The 20,366-nt window shown below is 49.7% G+C and carries 14 protein-coding genes and 1 riboswitch; of the genes, 9 read left to right on the forward strand and 5 right to left on the reverse strand.

The genetic code is table 11. From position 1 onward, the window contains the following. The first annotated feature begins 226 nt into the window (after positions 1–226). Together nhaA and mscL are read left to right on the forward strand one after the other, a co-directional pair. The gene (nhaA, locus tag Q4A89_RS09145; RefSeq protein ID WP_303185078.1) at positions 227–1,540 is read left to right on the forward strand and encodes a Na+/H+ antiporter NhaA; all 1,314 of its coding nucleotides are present in this window, start codon (positions 227–229) and stop codon (positions 1,538–1,540) included. A gap of 66 nt (positions 1,541–1,606) precedes the next feature. Next, positions 1,607–2,023 (forward strand): large-conductance mechanosensitive channel protein MscL, encoded by a 417-nt coding sequence (mscL, locus tag Q4A89_RS09150; protein ID WP_303185056.1) that lies wholly within the window; start codon positions 1,607–1,609, stop codon positions 2,021–2,023. Here the strand turns inward: mscL and Q4A89_RS09155 are convergent. Further along, positions 2,020–2,646, reverse strand: coding sequence for an NUDIX hydrolase N-terminal domain-containing protein (locus Q4A89_RS09155; protein ID WP_303185057.1), 627 nt, complete (start codon positions 2,644–2,646; stop codon positions 2,020–2,022). The two genes, mscL and Q4A89_RS09155, sit on opposite strands and share 4 nt — an antisense overlap. A 129-nt stretch (positions 2,647–2,775) precedes the next feature. Here Q4A89_RS09155 and Q4A89_RS09160 point away from each other — a divergent pair, with 129 nt between their 5' ends. Further along, positions 2,776–4,062 (forward strand): M64 family metallopeptidase, encoded by a 1,287-nt coding sequence (locus Q4A89_RS09160; protein WP_303185059.1) that lies wholly within the window; start codon positions 2,776–2,778, stop codon positions 4,060–4,062. A gap of 5 nt (positions 4,063–4,067) precedes the next feature. On the opposite strand, the gene Q4A89_RS09165 is transcribed toward Q4A89_RS09160, so the two are convergent. The 3 genes from Q4A89_RS09165 to Q4A89_RS09175 form a co-directional block, all read right to left on the reverse strand. Further along, positions 4,068–5,957, reverse strand: coding sequence for an ABC-F family ATP-binding cassette domain-containing protein (locus tag Q4A89_RS09165; RefSeq protein ID WP_303185061.1), 1,890 nt, complete (start codon positions 5,955–5,957; stop codon positions 4,068–4,070). 34 nt (positions 5,958–5,991) lie between these two features. Continuing rightward, on the reverse strand, positions 5,992–7,479 hold the full coding sequence (locus tag Q4A89_RS09170) for an IMP dehydrogenase (protein WP_303185063.1): 1,488 nt from the start codon (positions 7,477–7,479) through the stop codon (positions 5,992–5,994). Between the two features lie 1,189 nt (positions 7,480–8,668). Continuing rightward, on the reverse strand, positions 8,669–10,567 hold the full coding sequence (locus Q4A89_RS09175; protein WP_303185065.1) for a TonB-dependent receptor: 1,899 nt from the start codon (positions 10,565–10,567) through the stop codon (positions 8,669–8,671). Between the two features lie 479 nt (positions 10,568–11,046). On the opposite strand from Q4A89_RS09175, the gene Q4A89_RS09180 reads away from it, so the two are divergent. The 3 genes from Q4A89_RS09180 to Q4A89_RS09190 all read left to right on the forward strand — a co-directional run bounded on the left by Q4A89_RS09180 (position 11,047) and on the right by Q4A89_RS09190 (position 13,450). Beyond that, positions 11,047–11,586 carry a dihydrofolate reductase family protein gene (locus Q4A89_RS09180; protein WP_303185067.1) on the forward strand — a complete coding sequence of 180 codons (540 nt, stop codon included), beginning with the start codon at positions 11,047–11,049 and terminating at the stop codon, positions 11,584–11,586. 195 nt (positions 11,587–11,781) lie between these two features. Continuing rightward, entirely contained in the window at positions 11,782–12,540 is a 759-nt protein-coding gene (gene truA / locus Q4A89_RS09185) for a tRNA pseudouridine(38-40) synthase TruA (RefSeq protein WP_303185068.1), read from the forward strand. A gap of 13 nt (positions 12,541–12,553) precedes the next feature. Next, entirely contained in the window at positions 12,554–13,450 is an 897-nt protein-coding gene (locus Q4A89_RS09190; protein ID WP_303185070.1) for a DMT family transporter, read from the forward strand. Positions 13,451–13,456: 6 nt separating this feature from the next. Here Q4A89_RS09190 and Q4A89_RS09195 read toward each other — a convergent pair whose 3' ends face one another. Continuing rightward, entirely contained in the window at positions 13,457–14,764 is a 1,308-nt protein-coding gene (locus tag Q4A89_RS09195; RefSeq protein WP_303185071.1) for a cobyrinate a,c-diamide synthase, read from the reverse strand. 46 nt (positions 14,765–14,810) lie between these two features. After that, a riboswitch (cobalamin riboswitch) is annotated at positions 14,811–15,007 on the forward strand. Between the two features lie 130 nt (positions 15,008–15,137). Here Q4A89_RS09195 and Q4A89_RS09200 point away from each other — a divergent pair. From Q4A89_RS09200 to Q4A89_RS09210, 3 genes are all read left to right on the forward strand, one after another. Further along, positions 15,138–17,498 (forward strand): TonB-dependent receptor, encoded by a 2,361-nt coding sequence (locus Q4A89_RS09200; RefSeq protein WP_303185073.1) that lies wholly within the window; start codon positions 15,138–15,140, stop codon positions 17,496–17,498. Positions 17,499–17,525: 27 nt separating this feature from the next. Beyond that, positions 17,526–18,803: a hypothetical protein gene (locus Q4A89_RS09205; RefSeq protein WP_303185075.1), complete on the forward strand. Its 1,278-nt coding sequence runs from the start codon at positions 17,526–17,528 to the stop codon at positions 18,801–18,803. Positions 18,804–18,914: 111 nt separating this feature from the next. Then, on the forward strand, positions 18,915–20,366 hold a 1,452-nt coding region (locus Q4A89_RS09210), incomplete at its 3' end, for a PepSY domain-containing protein (protein ID WP_303185077.1).

Genomic DNA, 20,366 nt, shown 5'->3' on the forward strand with positions numbered 1-20,366 from the left:
TGAGACCGTGTGTTAAAACGAGACGTTCTGGCACACGGCCTGTGCAGACCGGCTATGGGCTGAAAATATAGCGTATGCCTGCCTGATATGATGTTTTTCCCAAGTTAAACGAATGGCAATTAAAATAAAATTTGTATTTTTGTCACGAAAATTATATAGCTATTTGATTACTAACGAAAAAAAGATTTTGGCCGTGATAAAGTTAAAACCGTTAAGCCATCTTGTAATGCAAAAGCCGAATGCGAGCTTGTTGTTGTTTATTGCTACCATTGTAGCCGTCGTACTGGCTAATACGCCGTGGGGCGAAACATATTACCGTTTTCTCGACTTTCCCATCAATCTTCGGTTCAGTGATTTTATGTTTTTTGCGCATCATGGCGAACCGATGACGTTGTTAGCTTTTGTGAACGACGCCTTGATGGCGATCTTCTTTTTTGTCGTAGGATTGGAGATCAAAGAAGAAATTTTGGTAGGCGAGCTGAGTTCGTTCAGAAAAGCGTTGCTGCCGGTGATTGCCGCTTGTGGAGGGATGATTGTGCCGGTGCTCGTGTATTTCGCGATTTGCCATCAACATCCCGAATCGCATGGAGCAGCCATTCCGATGGCGACCGATATTGCATTTGCCCTCGCCGTATTGGGGCTCTTCGGGAAACGCGTGCCCTTAAGCCTCAAAATCTTCCTGACTGCATTGGCCATTGTTGACGATATCGGCGGAATTATTGTGATCGCGCTTTTTTACAGCGGTCATATAGCCGTGACTCCTTTGTTGATTTCGGTTGTGCTGCTGGCCGGCTTATATCTTGGCGGACGATTGAATGTGAATAATGTATTGTTTTACTATGTCGGCGGTTTTATCGTCTGGCTGCTGTTTCTGGAATCGGGTATACATCCTTCCATCGCGGGCGTGATGGTTGCCTTTACGGTACCGGCCCGACCGATGGTCAAGCTCGATGAATTTGCCGGAGAAATGAAAGAGAATCTGTCGTTGTTGGATTTTTCTCAGGTCAAGCATTCCCGACGCGCATCGGTGTTGAGTCCCGGTCAGGTCTTGCTTCTGAGTAATATACACCGTATTTCGAGCAATACGGTCAGTCCGTTGCAACGAATCGTACACCGTCTTAATCCGATGGTTAGCTATCTTATCCTGCCATTATTTGCTTTTGTCAATGCAGGCGTACGTTTCGAAGGATTTGAACTTTCGGCCTTATTGGGTATTCCTTTAGCGATTTTTCTGGGGTTGTTTGTGGGCAAGACCGTCGGGATTTTCCTGTTCGTGTATGTGGCGGTAAAAACCGGGCTTGTGTCTGTTTCGCAAGGTCTTACGAAAAAAGGAATGTTGGGCGTTTCGATGCTGGGAGGGATCGGTTTTACCGTTTCCTTGTTTATTGCTAATCTTTCGTTCGCGTCGTTGCCCGAAATCGGACCATTATTGCTGAACGAGGCCAAACTGGGTATTTTTGCCGGATCGTTGATTTCGGGGCTATGCGGATATTGGTATTTGAAACGTGTTTTGCCTCAGGAGGAGAAATCGGAAGATTAGAAAAAAAGAAACAATTATCGCTAAACTCGATAATTGTATATATTCATTATTAAAATATTATTGAACATGGGATTTGTTAAAGAGTTTAAAGAGTTTGCCATGCGCGGCAATGTGTTGGACATGGCGATTGGTATCGTGATTGGCGGTGCCTTTGGAAAGATCGTTTCTTCGTTTGTAGCGGATCTGATGACGCCGTTATTGGGTTTGCTTATCGGAGGAGTCAATTTTTCTGACCTGAAGATTGTATTGAAGCAGGCGGTTATGCAGGGCGAAGAAGTGATTTCGCCCGAGGTGGCATTCAGTTATGGAAACTTTATTCAGGTAGTTTTTGACTTCCTGATTATAGCGTTTGCTATTTTTATGTTGTTGAAGGCTGTGAATAAGTTCAAGAAGAAAAAAGAAGAAGCTCCGGAAGCCCCGGCCGCTCCTCCTGCCGATGTGCAGCTTCTGACGGAAATCCGCGATTTACTGAAGAAGAATTAATCCATGTAAACCGGTGCGTCCGGGTGGCGGCGAAGTTCGTCCATCATCCGGATGTCCTCCGGTATCGTTCGGTCTAAAGATAACGGCGGCAAGTTATCCAGTGCGAAAAAACCTTGATCGAGAATATCGAACGAACCGGACAATTTTCCTCCCAAAACCTCGCAAAGAATAAACATTTTATAGATGTAAAACGGACCGGCCGGATACGGGTGGCATCGTTTGTCGACGACGGCCAGCAAACGTTCGGCACGCACGTTAAGCCCTGTTTCTTCCTTGGTTTCCTTTACGGCTACTTCTTTAGGCGTGTAACCCACGTCAGACCATCCTCCGGGCATAGCCCAACGACCGTCCGCTTTCTCGCGTACCAGCAGAATCTCATCTTTTTCGTTGAAAACAACTGCCCGGACATCGACTTTCGGCGTTACGTATTCTTTTGCGGGAAGATAGCAGGCATCGATTTCTTCTTCCCTGATACCACTGGCAATGCTGGTGATACGGTTGCTTATCTCGATCAACTCCTGACAACGGTCGATTTCGTATTCATTGGCCGAATAGGCCAGTCCGGTTTGCGAGAGCGCCCGGATACGCTGGGCAAGTATGATGAGTTCGTTTCCTTTTTCCATTGAGTAATCCAATAAGTTCGATTTTTAAACGGTGCAAAATTCAGATTATTTTCTAATTTTGCCACAAAAACCGGGTGAGGAAAAAATATCCATAGAAAAGACGTGACATAAACATGAATAACAATCAATATGAGAACATCTGTATATAACGTGGCCGCCATGATCGGATTGGCTCTTTGCAGCCTGACTGCTTTTTCACAAGACGTGTTCGACAAATATTTCGAGCCCAAGCGTCTCCGTGTGGATTTTGCGCTCAGCGGTGATGCGCAGGAACAGCGCGCGGCATTGCAACAGTTACGTGAAGAGCCTGTCTGGGGAGGGCCGAAGAAGAATTTGATCGATCCGTTCGGCTACGGCGGATATGATGTCAAGGTTTATGACCGGGCGACAAAGCAATTGATATACAGTCGAGGATTCAATACGTTGTTCGAGGAATGGCGTACGACGGAGCAGGCCAAGAATCAACGGCAATCGTGGACGAACAGTTTTTCCATGCCGTATCCCAAACAGCCGGTCGACGTAGTACTTTCGGCACGCAGTAAAGCCGATAACCGTTTTTATCCGCTTCTGAGAATCGAAGTCGATCCGCAGAGTATCTTTATCGACCGGGGTGCGTTAAAGAACCATCCGGTCAGGCGCTTGCAAGATGAGGGGGATACAGCCGAAAAAGTCGATTTGGTGTTTCTTCCCGAAGGATATACGGAAGCCGAAATGGGTAAATTCGAAGCGGATGCGCGGCGTTTTATGGAGTTGTTGTTTGCTACTCCGCCTTACGACGCCCGCCGTTCGGATTTCAATGTGTGGGCAGTCGATGTACCGTCCGAAGAGTCGGGCACGGATATTTCCGGGAAAGGTGTCTATCGGAATACGGCTTTCGGATCGGGGTTTTATACATTCGGTTTGGAGCGTTACCTGACCACTTCGGATATGAAATCGATCCGTGATGCGTTGTGGAACGTACCTTGCGATGCGATTTTTATCCTCGTCAACTCGTCCGATTATGGCGGTGGAGGCATCTACAACTACTATGCGATGGGTACGGCCGATCACGAGCGCACGGCAAAAGTATTTGTCCATGAGCTGGGGCACAGCTTTGCCGGTCTGGCCGACGAATATTTCGAATCGGAAGTGGCATACGGTGATTTCTATAACGTAAAATTCGAACCGTGGGAACCGAACATCACGACGCTGGTAGACTTCGACTCCAAATGGAAGGACTTGTTGCCCGAAGGGACACCGGTCCCGACGCCTGCCGCGGGAAACGAGTCAAAACCGGGAGTATATGAAGGCGGGGGCTATGTCGCTAAGGGCATTTACCGTCCGATGGTGCATTGCATGATGCGCGACTATCATCCTTTTTGTCCGGCCTGCCGGCGTGCGATTCTAAAGATGATCGACTATCTCTCGGACCAGTAGGCGCATTATCCTTCGATTTCGCTCAGTTCGAGCCAACGTATCGATTTTTCGTCAAGCTCGTTGTTGAGTAAGGGGAGACGTTTCGATTTCTCGGTCAGCTCATCGACGGAGAGCGTGCCGCTGCATAACGCGTTTTCCAGCGCTTGTTTCTCGGCTTCGAGGACTTCGATCTCTTTTTCCAGCGCTTCCAGCTCCATCCGTTCCTTGTACGAGAGCCGGCGCTTGTCGTTCGTCCGCTGACGGTGTGCCGACGATTCTGTTCCCGTTGCCGGCTTCGGGGATGCTTCGGCCTCTTCGCGCTCACGGCGCAGTTTTTCTTCCTTCCATTCGCGATACTGGGTGTAGTTGCCGGGGAAATCTTGAATCTCGGCATTACCATGGAAGATAAGCACATGATCGACGACCTTATCCATAAAATAACGATCGTGCGAGACGACGATCACGCAACCTTTGAAGCTTCGCAAATATTCTTCGAGGACGTTCAGAGTGGCGATATCGAAGTCGTTCGTCGGTTCGTCGAGCACGAGGAAGTTCGGGTTCCGCATCAGGATGGTGCAGAGGTATAGCCTTCGTTTCTCTCCTCCGCTGAGTTTATACACATAGTTGTGCTGTTTCTCCGGCGGGAAAAGAAAATGTCCGAGAAACTGCGACGCCGTCAGTGTTTTTCCGTCGCCAAGGGTCAGGTGTTCGGCGATATCGTGTACGATGTCGATGACTTTGGCGTTTTCGTCGAATGACAGTCCGTCCTGGCTGTAATAGCCGAAGCGCACGGTTTCACCGATATCGAAATGTCCGCTGTCGGGAGCGACGTCGCCGATCAGTATCTTGATGAAGGTCGATTTACCGGTTCCGTTCTGTCCGATGATGCCCAGTTTCTCATATCGCGCGAACGTGTAGTTGAAATTCTCCAGAATACGTACCTCGTCGAACCGTTTGCAGACGTTCACCGCATCGAAGATTTTGGAGCCGATATAGGCCGATTTGACATTCAGCTTGACATTTCCGGCCTCGCGTTTCTGCTTGATTTTTTCTTCCAGTTCGTGAAACGCGTCAATCCGGTATTTCGCCTTTCCGGCGCGAGCCTGCGGCTGACGCCGCATCCATTCCAATTCTTTTTTATACAAGTTATTGGCTCGTGCAAGTTCCGCATGGCCGGCCGCCGTATGTTCCGTTTTCTTCTCGACGTAATACGCATAATTACCTTTGTACGAAAAGAGCGCCTTGCGGTCTATCTCGATGATGCGGCTGCATATACGGTCTAAGAAATAGCGATCGTGTGTGACCATCAGCAGGCTGAGGGACGATCGGTTGAGGTAGTTCTCGAGCCATTCCACCATTTCGAGGTCGAGGTGGTTGGTCGGCTCATCGAGCAGGAGCAGATCGGGCTCGGTAATCAGCACGTTCGCCAGCGCGACACGTTTCAACTGTCCGCCGGAAAGGGTGCCGACCGGTTGATCGAAATGTTTTATTTTCAGTTCAGTGAGAATCTGTTTGGCTTTCCGCTCGTAGTCCCACGCCTTCTCCTGCTCCATGCGGGTGATAAGCGTTTCCATTCGTTCCGCATCGGCATTGGAGGCAAGGGCCGCCTCATACTCGGCAATGAGTTGCACGGTAGGGTTGGACGAATGGAAGCAGGCTTCCAGTACCGTCAGTTCGGCGGGATACTGTGGCGACTGTTCCAGCCAGGCCACTTGCCCGTCGTTTCGGAACACGATGCTGCCGCTGTCATACCCTTCTTTTCCAGCAATGATTTGCATCAGCGTCGTTTTTCCCGACCCGTTGGGAGCGATCAGCCCGACTTTTTCGCCTTGTGCGATACCGAACGAGATGTCTTCGAAGAGTACCAAATCGCCGAAGCTTTTCGTCAGATGATCGACCTGTAGAAACGGAGTCATTGTGTGCGTAACGGTGGGCGAAAAGTTACAGTTTTCAGCTTTGTTCTTTGAGGATAACGTCGTGCGCGCCGCCCTCGACGATGCTGGTCGACGAGACTAACGTAATCCGGGCATCGCGCTGAAGTTCCTTGAGCGTGATGGATCCGCAACTGCACATCGTAGCCTTGATTTTTCCGAGCGTGATCTCAAGATTGTCCTTCATCTTGCCGGCATAAGGCACGTAACTGTCAACGCCTTCTTCAAATTTCAACGTCTCGGCGCCGCCTGTGTCGTAACGTTGCCAGTTTTTGGCACGGTTCGAGCCTTCGCCCCAATATTCTTTGACGTAGTTGTTGCCGATGCGTAAGGTTTGCGTGGGCGATTCGTCGAATCGGGCGAAGTAGCGTCCCATCATCAGGAAATCGGCGCCCATGGCTAAAGCGAGGGTCATGTGATAGTCGTGTACCAGTCCGCCGTCGCTGCAAATCGGGATGTAGATGCCCTTTTCTTTGAGGTAGTTATCGCGTGCCTGCGCTACGTCGATCAGTGCTGTGGCTTGTCCGCGTCCGATACCTTTCTGCTCACGGGTAATACAGATCGAACCGCCTCCGATGCCTACCTTGATAAAGTCGGCGCCCGCATCGACGAGGTAGCGGAAGCCTTTCTCGTCGACGATATTTCCCGCGCCTACCGGAATGTCGTAGCGGCTCTTGATCCATTGCAACGTTTCTTGTTGCCATTCGGAATAGCCGTCGGATGAGTCAATGCAGAGGGCGTCGACGCCTGCCTCGACGAGTGCCGGCACTCGTTCTTTATAGTCGCGCGTATTGATACCGGCGCCAACGAGCAACTTCTTCGTCTCGTCCGAGAGTTCGTCGGGATTATTGCGATGGCTGTCATAATCTTTCCGGAAGACAAAGTAGGCCAGTTTCCGGTCTTTATCGATAATGGGCAGTGAATTGAGACGATGCTCCCACAAAATTTGGTTGGCTTCGCTCAGCGTGATGCCTAATTGTCCGACAATCAGTTTGGGGAACGGGGTCATAAATTCTTTGACCTTCATGTCCGGGCTGTCTTTTTCGATCCGGTAGTCGCGGCTGGTGACGATCCCGAGCAGCGTACCGTTCGATGTACCGTCGTCCGTAATGCCGATCGTCGAGTGTCCGGTGCTTTTCACGAGCTTGACGACGTCGGAAAGCGTATGTTCGGGCGTCAGATTCGAGTCGCTGACTACGAAACCTGCCTTGAATTTCTTGACTTTGCGAACCATCTCGGCCTGACTTTCGACAGGTTGTGATCCGAAGATAAACGAGAGTCCGCCGTTGCGAGCCAGCTCGATAGCCAATTCGGGTCCGGAAACGGCTTGCATGATAGCCGAAACAAACGGGATATTTAACTCGATAAGCGGTTTCTCTCCGGCATGGTGCTTCACCAGCGGTGTCTTGAGGGAGACATTCGCGGGAATGCATTGTTTGGTTGTCAGACCGGGAATCAGCAGGTATTCCCCGAACGTTCTGGATACATCTTCTAAATAAACAGCCATAATCTATAAGTTTTGAGACGAAAAAAAATTGTACAAAAGTAGCGTTTTTCCTCAAATATGCAAAAAGAGGCCTGGAGTGCACAAAGCACATTCTTTCTTTTAGCAAGATTTTTTCTGTTTTATTGTTTGCAGATTATCGCTTTCGCAGGAGAATGTTTTTTTGAAGTGAAATGTGGTATCTATTCAACCTGTAAAAAGTATGCTTATGTCACACAAAAAAGCGTGTTGATCATCCGTTAAAAATGAGGATTGATACATCTTGCATAATACACGGTAGAATCTGATAGATGGATATGTTCATGGGCTTCCGTAGTAGGGATTGTATAGTTTATCTCATCCACGGGAGTCAGCTGTTCTTCTCTGTCGAAAAACAGAGCATAACACAAAATAACAGCGAAAAAAGATAATAACAATGCCTTCATTTTTTTATGCTTTTATCTGCATGATGCAACTTTATGTAAAAACGCTGCATCGAATAGAATTATTGTTCAAAATAAACATTTTTTATCTTATGCGTTTTTTATACCCTCATATCGGATTGAAAAAAAGCAGCGCTATACACTGTTTGTAACAGATGAGAAGGATAAGATGTTCAATTGAACGTAGACGTAATGTGGATAAGACTTAAATTCCGATCTATCTACAGGAACTTATTTAGCAGATCGTCTAATACGTACTTATTAGGTATCCTAATACGTGTTTATTAGGTCATCTAATACGTGCTTATTAACTGCCTTCAACCCAAATTACGCGATACACTGTTCGGTATTTACCATTAATCATGGACGTACGAATATACGACAATGATTACGTCAGGCTTACAGCCCTCCGCCGGGATGCGATGCCTTTTTCCCCAACGCTTCGCATTGGGCTGAATTATTACGCCCTTTCAGGGCTCTTTCAGTAATCAGCGGAGCAAACAAATCAACAATTTAAGAACTTACCGCCTCTGCGGGGTTTATAAGGGCTGAAAGCCCGAATTATTTCAGCCCCATCCCGCAAGGGTGGGGTATATTGACATTCGGGCCTTGTTCGGAGGGCTGAAGGCCTGAATTAAATTCATGCTTATTTCTTCTATTGAGGAATCTGGGTTCAAATTTTACTTATTCTTACGCATACGTAAAAGGGTATGCCCAAACGCAATGTTTCGGCATACCCTTTTGCATTGATTGAATGTATATTCCGTTCTTTATAAGTCGAGTATGACACCTGCCATCCACGTGACGCCGGGCATGGGGAAGCCGAGCATCGTTTCGTAGCTTCGGGAGAGGAGGTTGTCTCCTTTTACGAAGACTTCCGCCCATTTCAGCGGACGATAGGCCGCGCGTGCGTCGACGAGCGTATAGTCGCTTGTCCGCGCCTTTTCGCCGGTCGAGAGGTAAAGCTTTTCGATCGTTTGCACGCCGGCGTTGAACGTGAATCGGCCGGGGGCGTATGTCAGGGCGGTGTACAGTTTGTTGCGGGGCACTCCGGTGATGGGTTTGTCCATGTGCAGGTAGCTGTAATTGCCGTTCAGGCGGAGATTGTGCAGGATGTGCCAGTGAAACCCGAATTCGATGCCTTTGTGGATGAACTCGCCGGCGTTTTGGTTTTGCGGTCGTCCCTCTACACGGACGACTTGCACGATGTTGTCGCCCTTTGTCCAAAAGAAGTTCATTTCCATCGACAGACGATTGTCCAAAAGTCGTTGCGAGACCGTAAAATCATAGCTCAGACTATGTTCGGGCAGCAGCTTTTCATTGGCCGGTACGAACATGTACAGCTCGCGGATGTTCGGTGACCGAAATCCTTTTGAAACGGAGAGTTTCAAGTGCGTTTGCGGGGCGGCTCTGAATGAGACACCCGCTTGTGGTATCCATTCGTTGCCGTAGAGTTTGTGGTGTTCGAGACGAAGCCCTGCATGCAGCATCCAACGACGGATTTGCTGCTGAACAAAGACATAGCCCGCAAGTTCGTAGAGCTTTTTATGATCGGCATAGACTTCCGTTTGGGGGTTGCGGTAGGCGTTGCCTCCGTAGAGTTTGACGTCAAAGCCTCCGGTCACCGTGTTTCCTTCGAATGGATGGACGGCCTGATAAAGATTGACTCCCCCCATGTAGTCGGTCGAGTGGAAGAGGTAAGGTTGGGGTGTCCCGCCTTCGAAATAGCCGTCGTTGATCGTATGATTCCCCCAGTTATAATAGAAATTGACGGCGCCCCGCGTCTTTGCATATTGGTTTTCGAGCGAGAGACCGGACATTCCGCGCACGATATCGACCGTTCCGTCAAGCATGGGGCGGCTGATCGTTCCCGGATTATCGGCCTTGAAGCGGACGAGGTTCACGTTGGCCGTCAGTTGCCATTCGTCGTTTAGGGCATAGCCTGCTTTGGCAAAGCCGCTCAATGACTCGTAGAAGGAATTCTTTCGGTGCCCGTCCGAGCGTTCGTAGTTTCCGCCGACAAATCCTCCGAAGCGTCCTTTCCGGTAGCTGTTGTTGAGCATGTAACGCTGTGTGCCGTACGATCCGCCCGAGAGCCGTGCCCGCAGGTGATTCCCCTCGCCGGTTGTTTTGCGCGTGATGATGTTGATGGCGCCACCCATCGCATTCGACCCGTATAGTACCGATGCCGGACCGCGCGAAACTTCGACGCGTTCAGCGTCTGAAGCAATGTAAGCATCGGCAATCGGGTGCCCGAAAATCGAAGCGTATTGCGGGTGACCGTCGATGAGTATCAGTACCCGTCCCGCGCTTCCGGCGAAACCGCGCAGACTGATGGCACCGGCCGCACCGGCTGATACACCGTAGCCTGACATACCACGCGATGTGACGAACAGTCCCGGCACCTGTTGCATAAGCGTCGGGAGGAGGGTTGTCTCCCCGCTTTGTTCGAGGCTCTGACGGCCTACGACGCTGACGGGAATGGGCATCATATCGCGCGAGATGGGAACCTTCGAACCGGTTACGATTACTTCGTCCAGATGGATCGTGTCTCTTGTCAGCGAGTTTTTCTGCGGCGTCTGAAGCGTTGCAGCCGTTCCGTCTTTGGCTGCGCAGAGGGTCGAAATACCGGCTATAAAACCGATAAATAAGTATGCTACCTGTTTCATATAGTCGTTTTTTGAAGGATGTCTCATGAGATGATTGTAAAATGTCTCTGTTTTTATTGTGAGACAAACATACGAAAAAAACAGTATTTAATGGTTATGAAAAAGTGAAAAGTGAAAAACGAAAAAAACAGGGGTTATCGTGAAATAAAGACCGGGCGGATATTGTGACCGAAGCCGGCAAGTTGGCACAGGGTGTCTCGTTGATGTGATTATATCCAGTGAGAATCCGCTGTGAAAAGAACGATAATCATTAAATTATTCGATACTATATCGTTATGTGCGGTTCGAAATTGCCGTTTCATGATGGGGTTACAGCCATCTTTTTGTTCATAAGCACCAAGAAAAGTTTTTCAACAGTTGAGCTTCAACGATTATTAGGGCCTAAGCGTTACAAACCGCTTGGCCGACTACTTCCTATAATTTTAATTTATTTATCTTTGCAACTACGTTAACAGCAAACAAAAACTAAACATACAAACATGGCGAAAATAGTGTACTATGTAGCAAGCTCCATTGATGGATTTATTTCCGGAATGAATGAAGATATGAGTGGATTTATCTACCAAAGCGAAGGGGTTGAGAAGTATTTAAAGGAGCTTGAGTCTTTTAAGACGGTCATAATGGGACGAAATACGTATGAATTCGGTTATAAATTTGGAGCAAAAGCCGGAGAACCGTCTCCCGTTTATATGCACATGAAGCATTATATATTCTCAAATACTCTGAAATTTGAAAACCAGAGCGATATGGTGGAGGTCAAAAAAATAGACCTGAAGGAAGTCCAACGAATAAAAGCAAACTCGGAAACAGATATTTATCTTTGTGGAGGGGGAACACTGGCGGGATGGCTCCTCGAAAATGAAGAAATAGATGTCTTAAAGATAAAGCTCAATCCTATAATATTGGGTGGAGGAGTCAAAATATTTGAGAACATAACCAAAAAATATCAACTTGAATTGGTGGAAAGTCTTCTATTCGATAAAGGGTTACAAACAATCTCATACAATATAACATATTGAACAAATAGCAAAAAGAATAGGGATATAAAGTTTATTACATTCCATTCCATTACGAACAACTTTATAGAACTTTTCCCGATATGGATCGTATTGATTCCGATTGATATCGTATACCTATTATTATACTCCCTTTTATGATGGCAGACGGAAAGGGTTTTCGTACCTTTGCCGCCCGTGACGGAAGACAGAAAACGTATGAATCGATATTTTATCTGGTTGGCATATAAGGGAACGAATTATTGCGGTTGGCAGCGTCAACCGAACGGAGTGAGCGTGCAGCAGTGCGTGGAGGAGGTCTTCGAGACGGTGCTTCGTCATCCTGTGCCGCTGACGGGTGCCGGACGCACCGATGCCGGCGTGCATGCGCGTCGTATGGCGGCGCATTTTGATGTGCCGACGGCCTTGGACGATACGGAACGACTTGCGGGTAAGCTGAACCGCATGCTTCCTAAAGATATTGCAATAGAGCGGATTGTCCCGGTGCGTGCCGATGCGCATGCGCGGTTCGAAGCCGTATCGCGCCGATATCAGTATATTGTGTCCGAAAAAAAAGACCCTTTTGATTACGAGTGGGTTTGTCGCATGTCGTTGCGCAGTATGGACTTCGCGGCGATGAACGAGGCTGCCAAAACGTTGTACGACTATACGGACTTTACGAGTTTCAGCAAGTTGCATACCGATGTGAAGACGAATAACTGTCGGATCGACGAAGCCCGATGGGAGAAGGATGGAGCGCGATGGGTGTTTACGATTCAGGCCGATCGTTTTTTGCGGAATATGGTGCGCGCGATTGTCGGTACGATGTTCGAGGTAGGGCGCGGTAAGCGCAGTGTCGATGATTTTCGCCGGCTGATCGAAGCGAAAGACCGTTGTCAGGCCGGTACGTCCGCACCGCCCGAAGGACTTGCGCTGACCGGCATCGATTATCCGGACGATCTTTTTATTCACGCATAACGGTGGGTTGACGATGTGGGTCGCTTTGGCATTTCTTTCGGCATTCCTGTTGGGGTGTTACGATGTAAGCAAGAAAATGGCCGTCACTCGGAACGCCGTGATCCCGGTGCTGTTTCTGAATACGATGATTTCCAGCCTGCTTTTTTTGCCTTTCGTGCTTGTCTCTTACGGGTCGGACATGCTCGACGGGACGATGTTTCACGTGCCTCGTGTCTCGTGGCAAACGCATGGGCTCGTGTTCCTGAAATCGGTCATCGTCCTTACTTCGTGGATGGCCGGATATTTTTCGGTCAAGCATCTGCCGCTGACCATCACCGGCCCTGTTAAGGCCACACAGCCCGTACTGACGCTGCTGGGCGCATTGATCATTTTCGGCGAAAGACTGAATCTCTACCAATGGATCGGGGTGCTGCTGGCCATCCTGTCTTTTTATATGTTGTCGTCGTCGGGTCGAAAGGAAGGCATACGGTTTACGCATAACAAATGGATTCTTTACGCGGTGCTTTCGGTCGTTGCCGGTTCGATGAGCGGTTTGTACGACAAGTACCTGATGCGCTCGCTCGATGTCATGACGGTTCAGGTCTGGTTCAATGTGTATCAGTTCGCGCTGATGACTCCCATCTTGCTGTTTCTCTGGTATCCGCACCGTAAACGTACTACACCGTTCGAATGGAGATGGGGCATTTTGCTGATTTCCGTCTTTCTGGCGATGGCTGACTGGATCTATTTCTACGCGTTAAGTTTTCCCGACTCAATGATCTCGATCGTTTCGATGATCCGGAGGAGTAGCGTACTTGTCACTTTCGCCGCCGGCGCCCTGTTGCTCCACGAGAAAAATCTCAGAAGTAAGGCCGTCGATCTCCTGCTGGTGTTGCTCGGTATGTTCTTTCTCTATCTCGGCACGCGCTAAGGGTCGTTATGCTTCCCACAAATTCATCACATCGTTTTCGCCCCAATATAAATGGGTGTAACTCGCGATCACGTTTTTGTAACGGTAAACGGGCGTCTCGACCTCCTCATCCCTGACATTGTACTGTTGCGCGACAGAGGCCGGAGAACTGTTTTTGCTTACGACAGACGAGTAATGAAACTCGTGCCCTTTCCATTCCGTGCCGTTCAGCGCGAAACGACGATAGCCGAGACGCAGACGCATGCCGTTCATGGTCGCCTCCTGTGCAAGCACGCCTGCTAACGGATAGCTTTCCCCGTCCATGCCTGTGACCGAGCGGCACAGGTACATCATGCCGCCGCATTCGGCCAATAGCTTTCCGCCATTTTCAACGTACGAACGGATGTCTTCCAGCATCGGACGGTTGGTACTCAGTTCGTTCAGGTAGAACTCGGGGTATCCGCCGGGAAGGTAAACGAAGTCGGCCGCTGGGAGTGTCGAGTCTTTGATCGGGCTGAAATACATGACTTCGCCTATTTGTTCGAGGCGTGCGATATTCTCTTTGTAGGTAAAGGAGAAGGCTTCGTCGCGTGCCACGGCGATAGAGAGCCCTCTGTCCGGCAGTCGTGCCGGTGGATGGACCGTGACTCCGGGCAATACCGCTTGTCGGCAGACTGCGAGCAGACGGTCGATATCGATATTCGCCTCGATGGCCTCCGCGATTTTTTCAATCAGTTGTTCGAACTGGAAGGAGGCGTCTGTCGTAAGTCCCAAATGGCGTGACGGTATTTCGAGGTCATTGATTCTCGGCAGGCAGCCAAAACATTCGACTCCGACGTCCGCGCAGGCTTCTTTCAGATACGAGGCATGCGTGGCTGATGCCGTGCGGTTAAATACGACTCCGGCAATACGCACGTCCGGATTGAAGTGCTTGAATCCGTAGATGACAGGCGCCACGGAATAGGCTACGGAGCGGGCATTGATAATCAGTACGACGGGTATATTGAGCAACCGGGCGATCTCGGCGCTGCTTCCGCGCATCTTCGCGTATCCGTCGAACAGTCCCATGACCCCTTCGGTCACGCAGACTTCGGCCGGTACTGCATAACGTTCGTACAGATATTGCACATGCGCGGCCGACGACAGCCAGCTGTCGAGATTCACGGACTCGCAGCCTGCCGCCAATTTATGATAATGCGGATCGATATAATCGGGGCCGCACTTGAACGGTTGTACGTTCAGGCCGCGTTTCTTTATCGCCCGCAGCAGGCCGGCGGTAAACGTCGTTTTTCCGCATCCCGAATCGGTTGCGCCAATCAACAGTTGGGGCTTCATATACTCAAATATTGTATGAAAAGGGTGCAAATATAGAAATAATACTTAATTTTGCAGTCGTTTTGGTGATGCGTCGGTCATTCTGCCGTTCGCATAAAAGGGAATCCGGTCAAAATCCGGAACAGTGCCCGCTACTGTGGAACCCGTGAAGAGGAAAAGCAAACTTACGCCACTGTCGTCATTGACGGGAAGGTCGCTTTTCGGGGGGTAGTCAGGAAACCTGCCAAGCGTAAAGGGACGAATCTGTTCTCGGGGGCAAGAACAGCGTGATTGGAATCGAATGATTATTTAATTTCGGTTATAAGGTAAGAAGCCTGCAAGCGGTCATGCCGGTTTTGCAGGTCTGTTTAGGTTATTGTTTATCGATTTTATAATGAGGATCCTCTTATTTACATTATATATATGTCTGTTCGGTGCGGAAGCGGTGGCGCAGAATAACAAGTATGTGTTGTCCGGTACTGTCACCGATGCGGCGGGGCATCCCGTCTCGATGGCGACTGTCGCGATTGAGTATACTTCGCAGGGAGCGTTCACCGACGACAAGGGGCATTATAGCTTGGAACTGTCGGCTGGAAAGCATCTCGTTGTCGTATCTTCGGTCGGCTATAAAACCGAGAGGAAGGAACTGAACATCCGAAAAAACACGAAGCAGGATTTTACGCTCGAAGAAAACACCGTCGTTCTGAAAGCCGTCGAGGTTTACGGCAAGACACAGGCCCAACAGGTCAGGGAAGGAGTCTTTTCCGCCAATGCGCTTGATGTGAAGCCGCTCACCAATACGATTCACAACCTGAATACGCTGGTCAACCGCACGACGGGCGTCAAAGTGCGCGAAGAGGGTGGGGTAGGATCCGATTTCGAGCTGTCGGTCAACGGACTTTCGGGTAACTCCGTGCGTTACTTTATCGACGGAGTACCGATGAGTGCCAAAGGGCGCGGCATATCGCTGGCTAATTTGCCGGTCAATATCATCGACCGGGTAGAGATATACAAAGGAGTGGTGCCTTCGCATCTGGGAGGCGATGCCTTGGGGGGCGCGATTAACGTCATCACCCGTAAGGAGCGAAAAAACTACCTTGACGTGTCGTACGGTGCGGGATCGTTTCATACGCATAAGGCCGATTTGTTCGGGCAATATGTGATGCCGAAGAGCGGTATTGTGATCCGTCCCGTCGTCGGGATGAATTATTCCAAGAACGATTACCTGATGAAAGGCGTCGAGTTGTGGGACGAGACCGAGCGACGCTTCCGGCCGTTCGACCGCAAGCGCTTCCATGACGATTATTTCTCGATGCTCACACAGCTCGAAGCCGGTGTTACGCATCGCCCGTGGGCCGACGAATTTTTCCTTTCGGGATCGTTCTCGTCCGTACACAAGCAGTTGCAGACCGGATCGATTCAAAGCATCGTATACGGCAAGGCCGAGCGCCAATCGGAAGCATGGAACGTCTCGGCACGCTATATGAAGAACGATTTTCTGTTGTCCGGCCTCAAAGCTAACCTCTCCGTATCGCACACGTGGGACCATGCGCTGACGACCGACACGGCATTCCGCAAATACAATTGGGACGGCACTTACATCGAATCGTCGCGCAACGAAATTACGGGGCGCGACCGTACACGCCGCCATAACAAACGGCCGTTGACGACTGTACGCGCCGGGTTCGATTACCGGATCGACGCGCGTCATGCTCTTAATCTGAACTACCTGATGAACCGTACGGGCAATGAACGATACGATGAGATCGATACCGACTTCGAACCGTCGAACGATATCTTTACGAAGCATATTTTGGGGCTTTCGTATAACCAGCGCCTCGTGAACGATCGTTGGCAGAACTCGTTCTTTGTGAAGAACTATACGAATTATTTGAATGTCACCCAGCAGGATTTGCCGTGGATTACCGGCTCGCGCGAGACGCAGGGCGCTTCGACGAAAAACTATACGGGCTACGGACTGGCTACGCGCTATGGTTTCGGCGAAGGTCTGTCGCTTAAGGCTTCATACGAACACAGCATGCGTCTGCCGCTGGCACGCGAGTTGCTGGGCAACGGCACGACCGTCTATGCCAACCTGCAGCTCAAGCCCGAAAGCAGCGACAATTACAATATCGGACTGTTCGGTACGCTGACTCCCGCGCCCGGGCATCATCTGTTTTACGAAGTGAACGGTTTTTTCCGCGATGTGAAAGACTATATCCGCCCCGTAATTTCCGAGGCCGAAGGACTGAGCCAATACGGTAATGTGGCCAGCGTAGCGATTAAAGGCATTGAGAGCGAAGTGAGATATACGTATGACGACTGGTTGCAGGTGATTGCCAACGGCAGCTACGAAGATGCCCGCAGCATGACACGCTATTACCCGGACGGCAAGGACATGATTACGTACAAAAACCGTGTGCCGAATCGGCCGTGGCTGTTCGGCAACGCGGAGGTGAACGTGAAGAAGCGCGACTTTCTGTTGAAAAAGAGCATCCTGCGCGCAGGCTATCACTTCGAGTATGTGCATTGGTTTTTCCTGACGTGGGAAGGGTACGGCAGTCTCGCGAGCAAGTCGCGTATCCCGTCTCAATATTTGCACAACGTGTCGCTTTCGATGTCGTTCGATAACGACAAATACAACGTGTCTGTTACTTGTAACAACCTGTTCGATCGTTTGGCTTACGATAACTTTAAGTTGCAGAAGCCCGGCCGGTCGTTCTTTTGCAAATTCAGAATATTTATCAACTCATAATTATAATTTTACATTGAACAAAAGAGAATGAAAACAATTCGATTTTATGTATGGATGCTGTTCGCGGCATTGACAAGCGTGGCTTTTACGGCGTGTGAGGATGACAAACCTGCGCCTAAACCCGAACCCGATCCGCTGTTGGAATCGCATTTCGATATTTGGGTATCGATCGGCGAGAATGCCGGTATGGGCTCTCCCGGAACGTTATTGGTGCAAAACACGAAATCGCTCGACGCCAAGGAGCAGATTAATTTTGTGAATACCGGAGCTGATGTAACGGCTAAACTGTATCAGGAAGCCATTATCAAAGGCGCTTATTACTATCAGGTTCCCAAAGAAAAAGACCGTTTCGGAAAATATCAGATTGTAGGGAATGAAGTAAAGATCATTGCGGAGTTTCCGTTTCAGAAGAATACGCTGAAAGATCGCCGTTATACGCATGCGTGGGTCGATGACCATACGCTGGTGTTGATGGCTGCTAACGGAAAAGCCGATAAAGTGATCTGGATCAAGGTAAATACGGACCAGATGAAGATTGTAGCCGAAGGCGAACTGGATTTGCCGAAATTCCCGGGAAAAGACGGTAAACCGGGTAAATTCAGCACTTCGGGGATTGCCAGCTTCAGAAAAAGCGACGGGAAAATCCTGTATTCGTATCTGGATAACAACGATAAGGTACGTTTCTACATGGCTTTTATTAATCCGGCCGATATGTCGGTAGAGAAGACCGTGATGGAAGACCGTGCCGAGTTTATGGCCGGAACGGCTTACGGCGAGCTTTTGCAGAACAAGAGTTTCTTTACGCCCGAAGGAGATTACTACCTGGCTTGCAATAATCTGTTGAAAGGCGCAAAGAGTGGAACTCAACAATACGGTACCCTCTTGCGCATTAAGAAAGGAGCGACCGACTTCGACAAGAGCTATAAAGGATATAACTATCCGAAAGGAAAAATCGTAACCGTCGATTATTTGGGCAATGAAAAGGCGCTGCTTTACATTCAGGATCCCGAACATACAGGAGTAGAAAACTGGGGAGATGACTATAACTGCTACTACGCCGTCCTCGATTTGAAGACCGATAAAGTGGAAGAGATCAAGCACGATGGCAAAGTATTGCCTTACAGCAGCGGTACGTTCTCGCAGCGTTCGATTGTGTTGGGCGACAAGGCGTATATCGGCGTGAATCCGAAAAACGAGCAGCCCTGTGTTTATATCTACGACATCAAAACGGGTAAGGTAACGAAAGGCTTGACGATTGCCAAAGGGTATCTGTTCGGTCGTATCGTGGCATTGAAAGATAAATAAGTGTAGTATTCCATGTAACAGGTAGTCATGTAGCAAAGAAGCAACGTAGCGTAGGCATTGTTCTTTACACGCTGCTCTAACTACTTTGCTACTTAATAAAACTGTATTGAAATGAAGAAGGTAAAAGCGTTTTTCTTTTCTGTTCACCGGATATTCGGGACGATCGTCTGCGTATTCTTTTTTATGTGGTTTGTGTCGGGGCTGGTATTGATTTACCACCCGTTCCCGAACGTAACCGGGCAACAGTTGCGCGAACGGATGGAGCCGTTGCCTTCTTCATTGCCCGATATGGAGGAGGTATTGGCGGGGCTGCCCGAGCCTGTCTCGAATGTCGAGGCGGTCAGTGTGCGTCAGTTCCAGGGGCAGACGCTCTTTGCCATCGAGACGGAAGACAGCGCTTATGTGCGTTGCGCCGATACGTTGGAGACGGTCAAGCCTGTTACGCGTCAGACGATCGACGCCGTCGCGCGCCGGTGGGTCGACGCCGAGCCTGTGCGTGTCGATACGTTGCATAAACGCGACATCTGGATCATGTACTCGCGCTACCTGAGCGAGATGCCGATCTGCAAATTTTATTACGACGATGCCGAAAAGCATGAGCTGTATATCGCTTCCCGCACCGGAGAAGTGTTGCAGTTCACGACTGCCCGCCAGCGGTTCTGGGCGTTTCTCGGAGCCATTCCGCACAAGTTCTACCTGCCTGTGCTGCGCCAACATACCGACGCGTGGGTCTGGTCGCTCACCATCGGCGGGATTATTGCCCTGATTGCCGCCCTGTCGGGGTTGTATGCAGGGATATACATTTTATATAAGCGTTACAAGTCGCGCGGAAAATTCGGCAGCCCGTATAAGAAACACTGGTATAAGTGGCATCATATCAGCGGACTGATTTTTGGCGTTTTTCTCGTTACGTTCGCTTTCAGCGGCGCGATGGCTTTGCAGCGCATTCCGCAGTGGGTCATCAAGACGCATGGCGACTATCGCATCAGCGACGCGAAGTTTCGGGGGCGTCCGCTTCCGGTCGAACGTTATGCCCTCGATTATCGCCTTCTGGCAGAGGCTTATTCCGAACTGAAAACAGTGGAATGGTCGCATTTCCGTGATGTACCCGTCTATGACGTGCAAACGGCCGATCGTACGGTCAGCATCGATGCTTCGGGCGCCGGCGTGAAAGAGCTGCACCTGACCGATAAGCAGATTATACAAGCCGTACGTCATATTCACGGAGAAGAGGCGACGCTTACGGTTTCACTTATCGACACGTATGAAGAGTATTATCTCTCGCGCAGCGGCCGGTTGCCTTTGCCTGCGTATAAGGTAGAGGTCGATAATGCAGACCGCAGCCTCTATTATGTCGATCCGGCTACGGGCGAGTTTCGTTATCTGAATCGTGCTCGTAAGGCCAAAAAGTGGGTGTTCAGCGGGTTGCACTACCTGAATATTCATTGGTTGGTGGAACGTCCGGTCTTGTGGACAATCGCTATTTGGACGTTGTGCCTTGGCGGTGCGTATGTGTCGCTGTCCGGGATCTGGTTAGGCATCAAATATCTTCGGCGAAAGATG

It is taken from the genome of Tannerella sp., assembly GCF_030528505.1.
Lineage (GTDB): Bacteria > Bacteroidota > Bacteroidia > Bacteroidales > Tannerellaceae > Tannerella.

Coding starts and splice junctions, on each gene's coding strand:
- nhaA (WP_303185078.1), top strand. CDS start 227: ATGCAAAAGCCGAATGCGAGCTTGTTGTTGTTTATTGCTACCATTGTA.
- mscL (WP_303185056.1), top strand. CDS start 1,607: ATGGGATTTGTTAAAGAGTTTAAAGAGTTTGCCATGCGCGGCAATGTG.
- Q4A89_RS09155 (WP_303185057.1), bottom strand. CDS start 2,646: ATGGAAAAAGGAAACGAACTCATCATACTTGCCCAGCGTATCCGGGCG.
- Q4A89_RS09160 (WP_303185059.1), top strand. CDS start 2,776: ATGAGAACATCTGTATATAACGTGGCCGCCATGATCGGATTGGCTCTT.
- Q4A89_RS09165 (WP_303185061.1), bottom strand. CDS start 5,957: ATGACTCCGTTTCTACAGGTCGATCATCTGACGAAAAGCTTCGGCGAT.
- Q4A89_RS09170 (WP_303185063.1), bottom strand. CDS start 7,479: ATGGCTGTTTATTTAGAAGATGTATCCAGAACGTTCGGGGAATACCTG.
- Q4A89_RS09175 (WP_303185065.1), bottom strand. CDS start 10,567: ATGAAACAGGTAGCATACTTATTTATCGGTTTTATAGCCGGTATTTCG.
- Q4A89_RS09180 (WP_303185067.1), top strand. CDS start 11,047: ATGGCGAAAATAGTGTACTATGTAGCAAGCTCCATTGATGGATTTATT.
- truA (WP_303185068.1), top strand. CDS start 11,782: ATGAATCGATATTTTATCTGGTTGGCATATAAGGGAACGAATTATTGC.
- Q4A89_RS09190 (WP_303185070.1), top strand. CDS start 12,554: ATGTGGGTCGCTTTGGCATTTCTTTCGGCATTCCTGTTGGGGTGTTAC.
- Q4A89_RS09195 (WP_303185071.1), bottom strand. CDS start 14,764: ATGAAGCCCCAACTGTTGATTGGCGCAACCGATTCGGGATGCGGAAAA.
- Q4A89_RS09200 (WP_303185073.1), top strand. CDS start 15,138: ATGAGGATCCTCTTATTTACATTATATATATGTCTGTTCGGTGCGGAA.
- Q4A89_RS09205 (WP_303185075.1), top strand. CDS start 17,526: ATGAAAACAATTCGATTTTATGTATGGATGCTGTTCGCGGCATTGACA.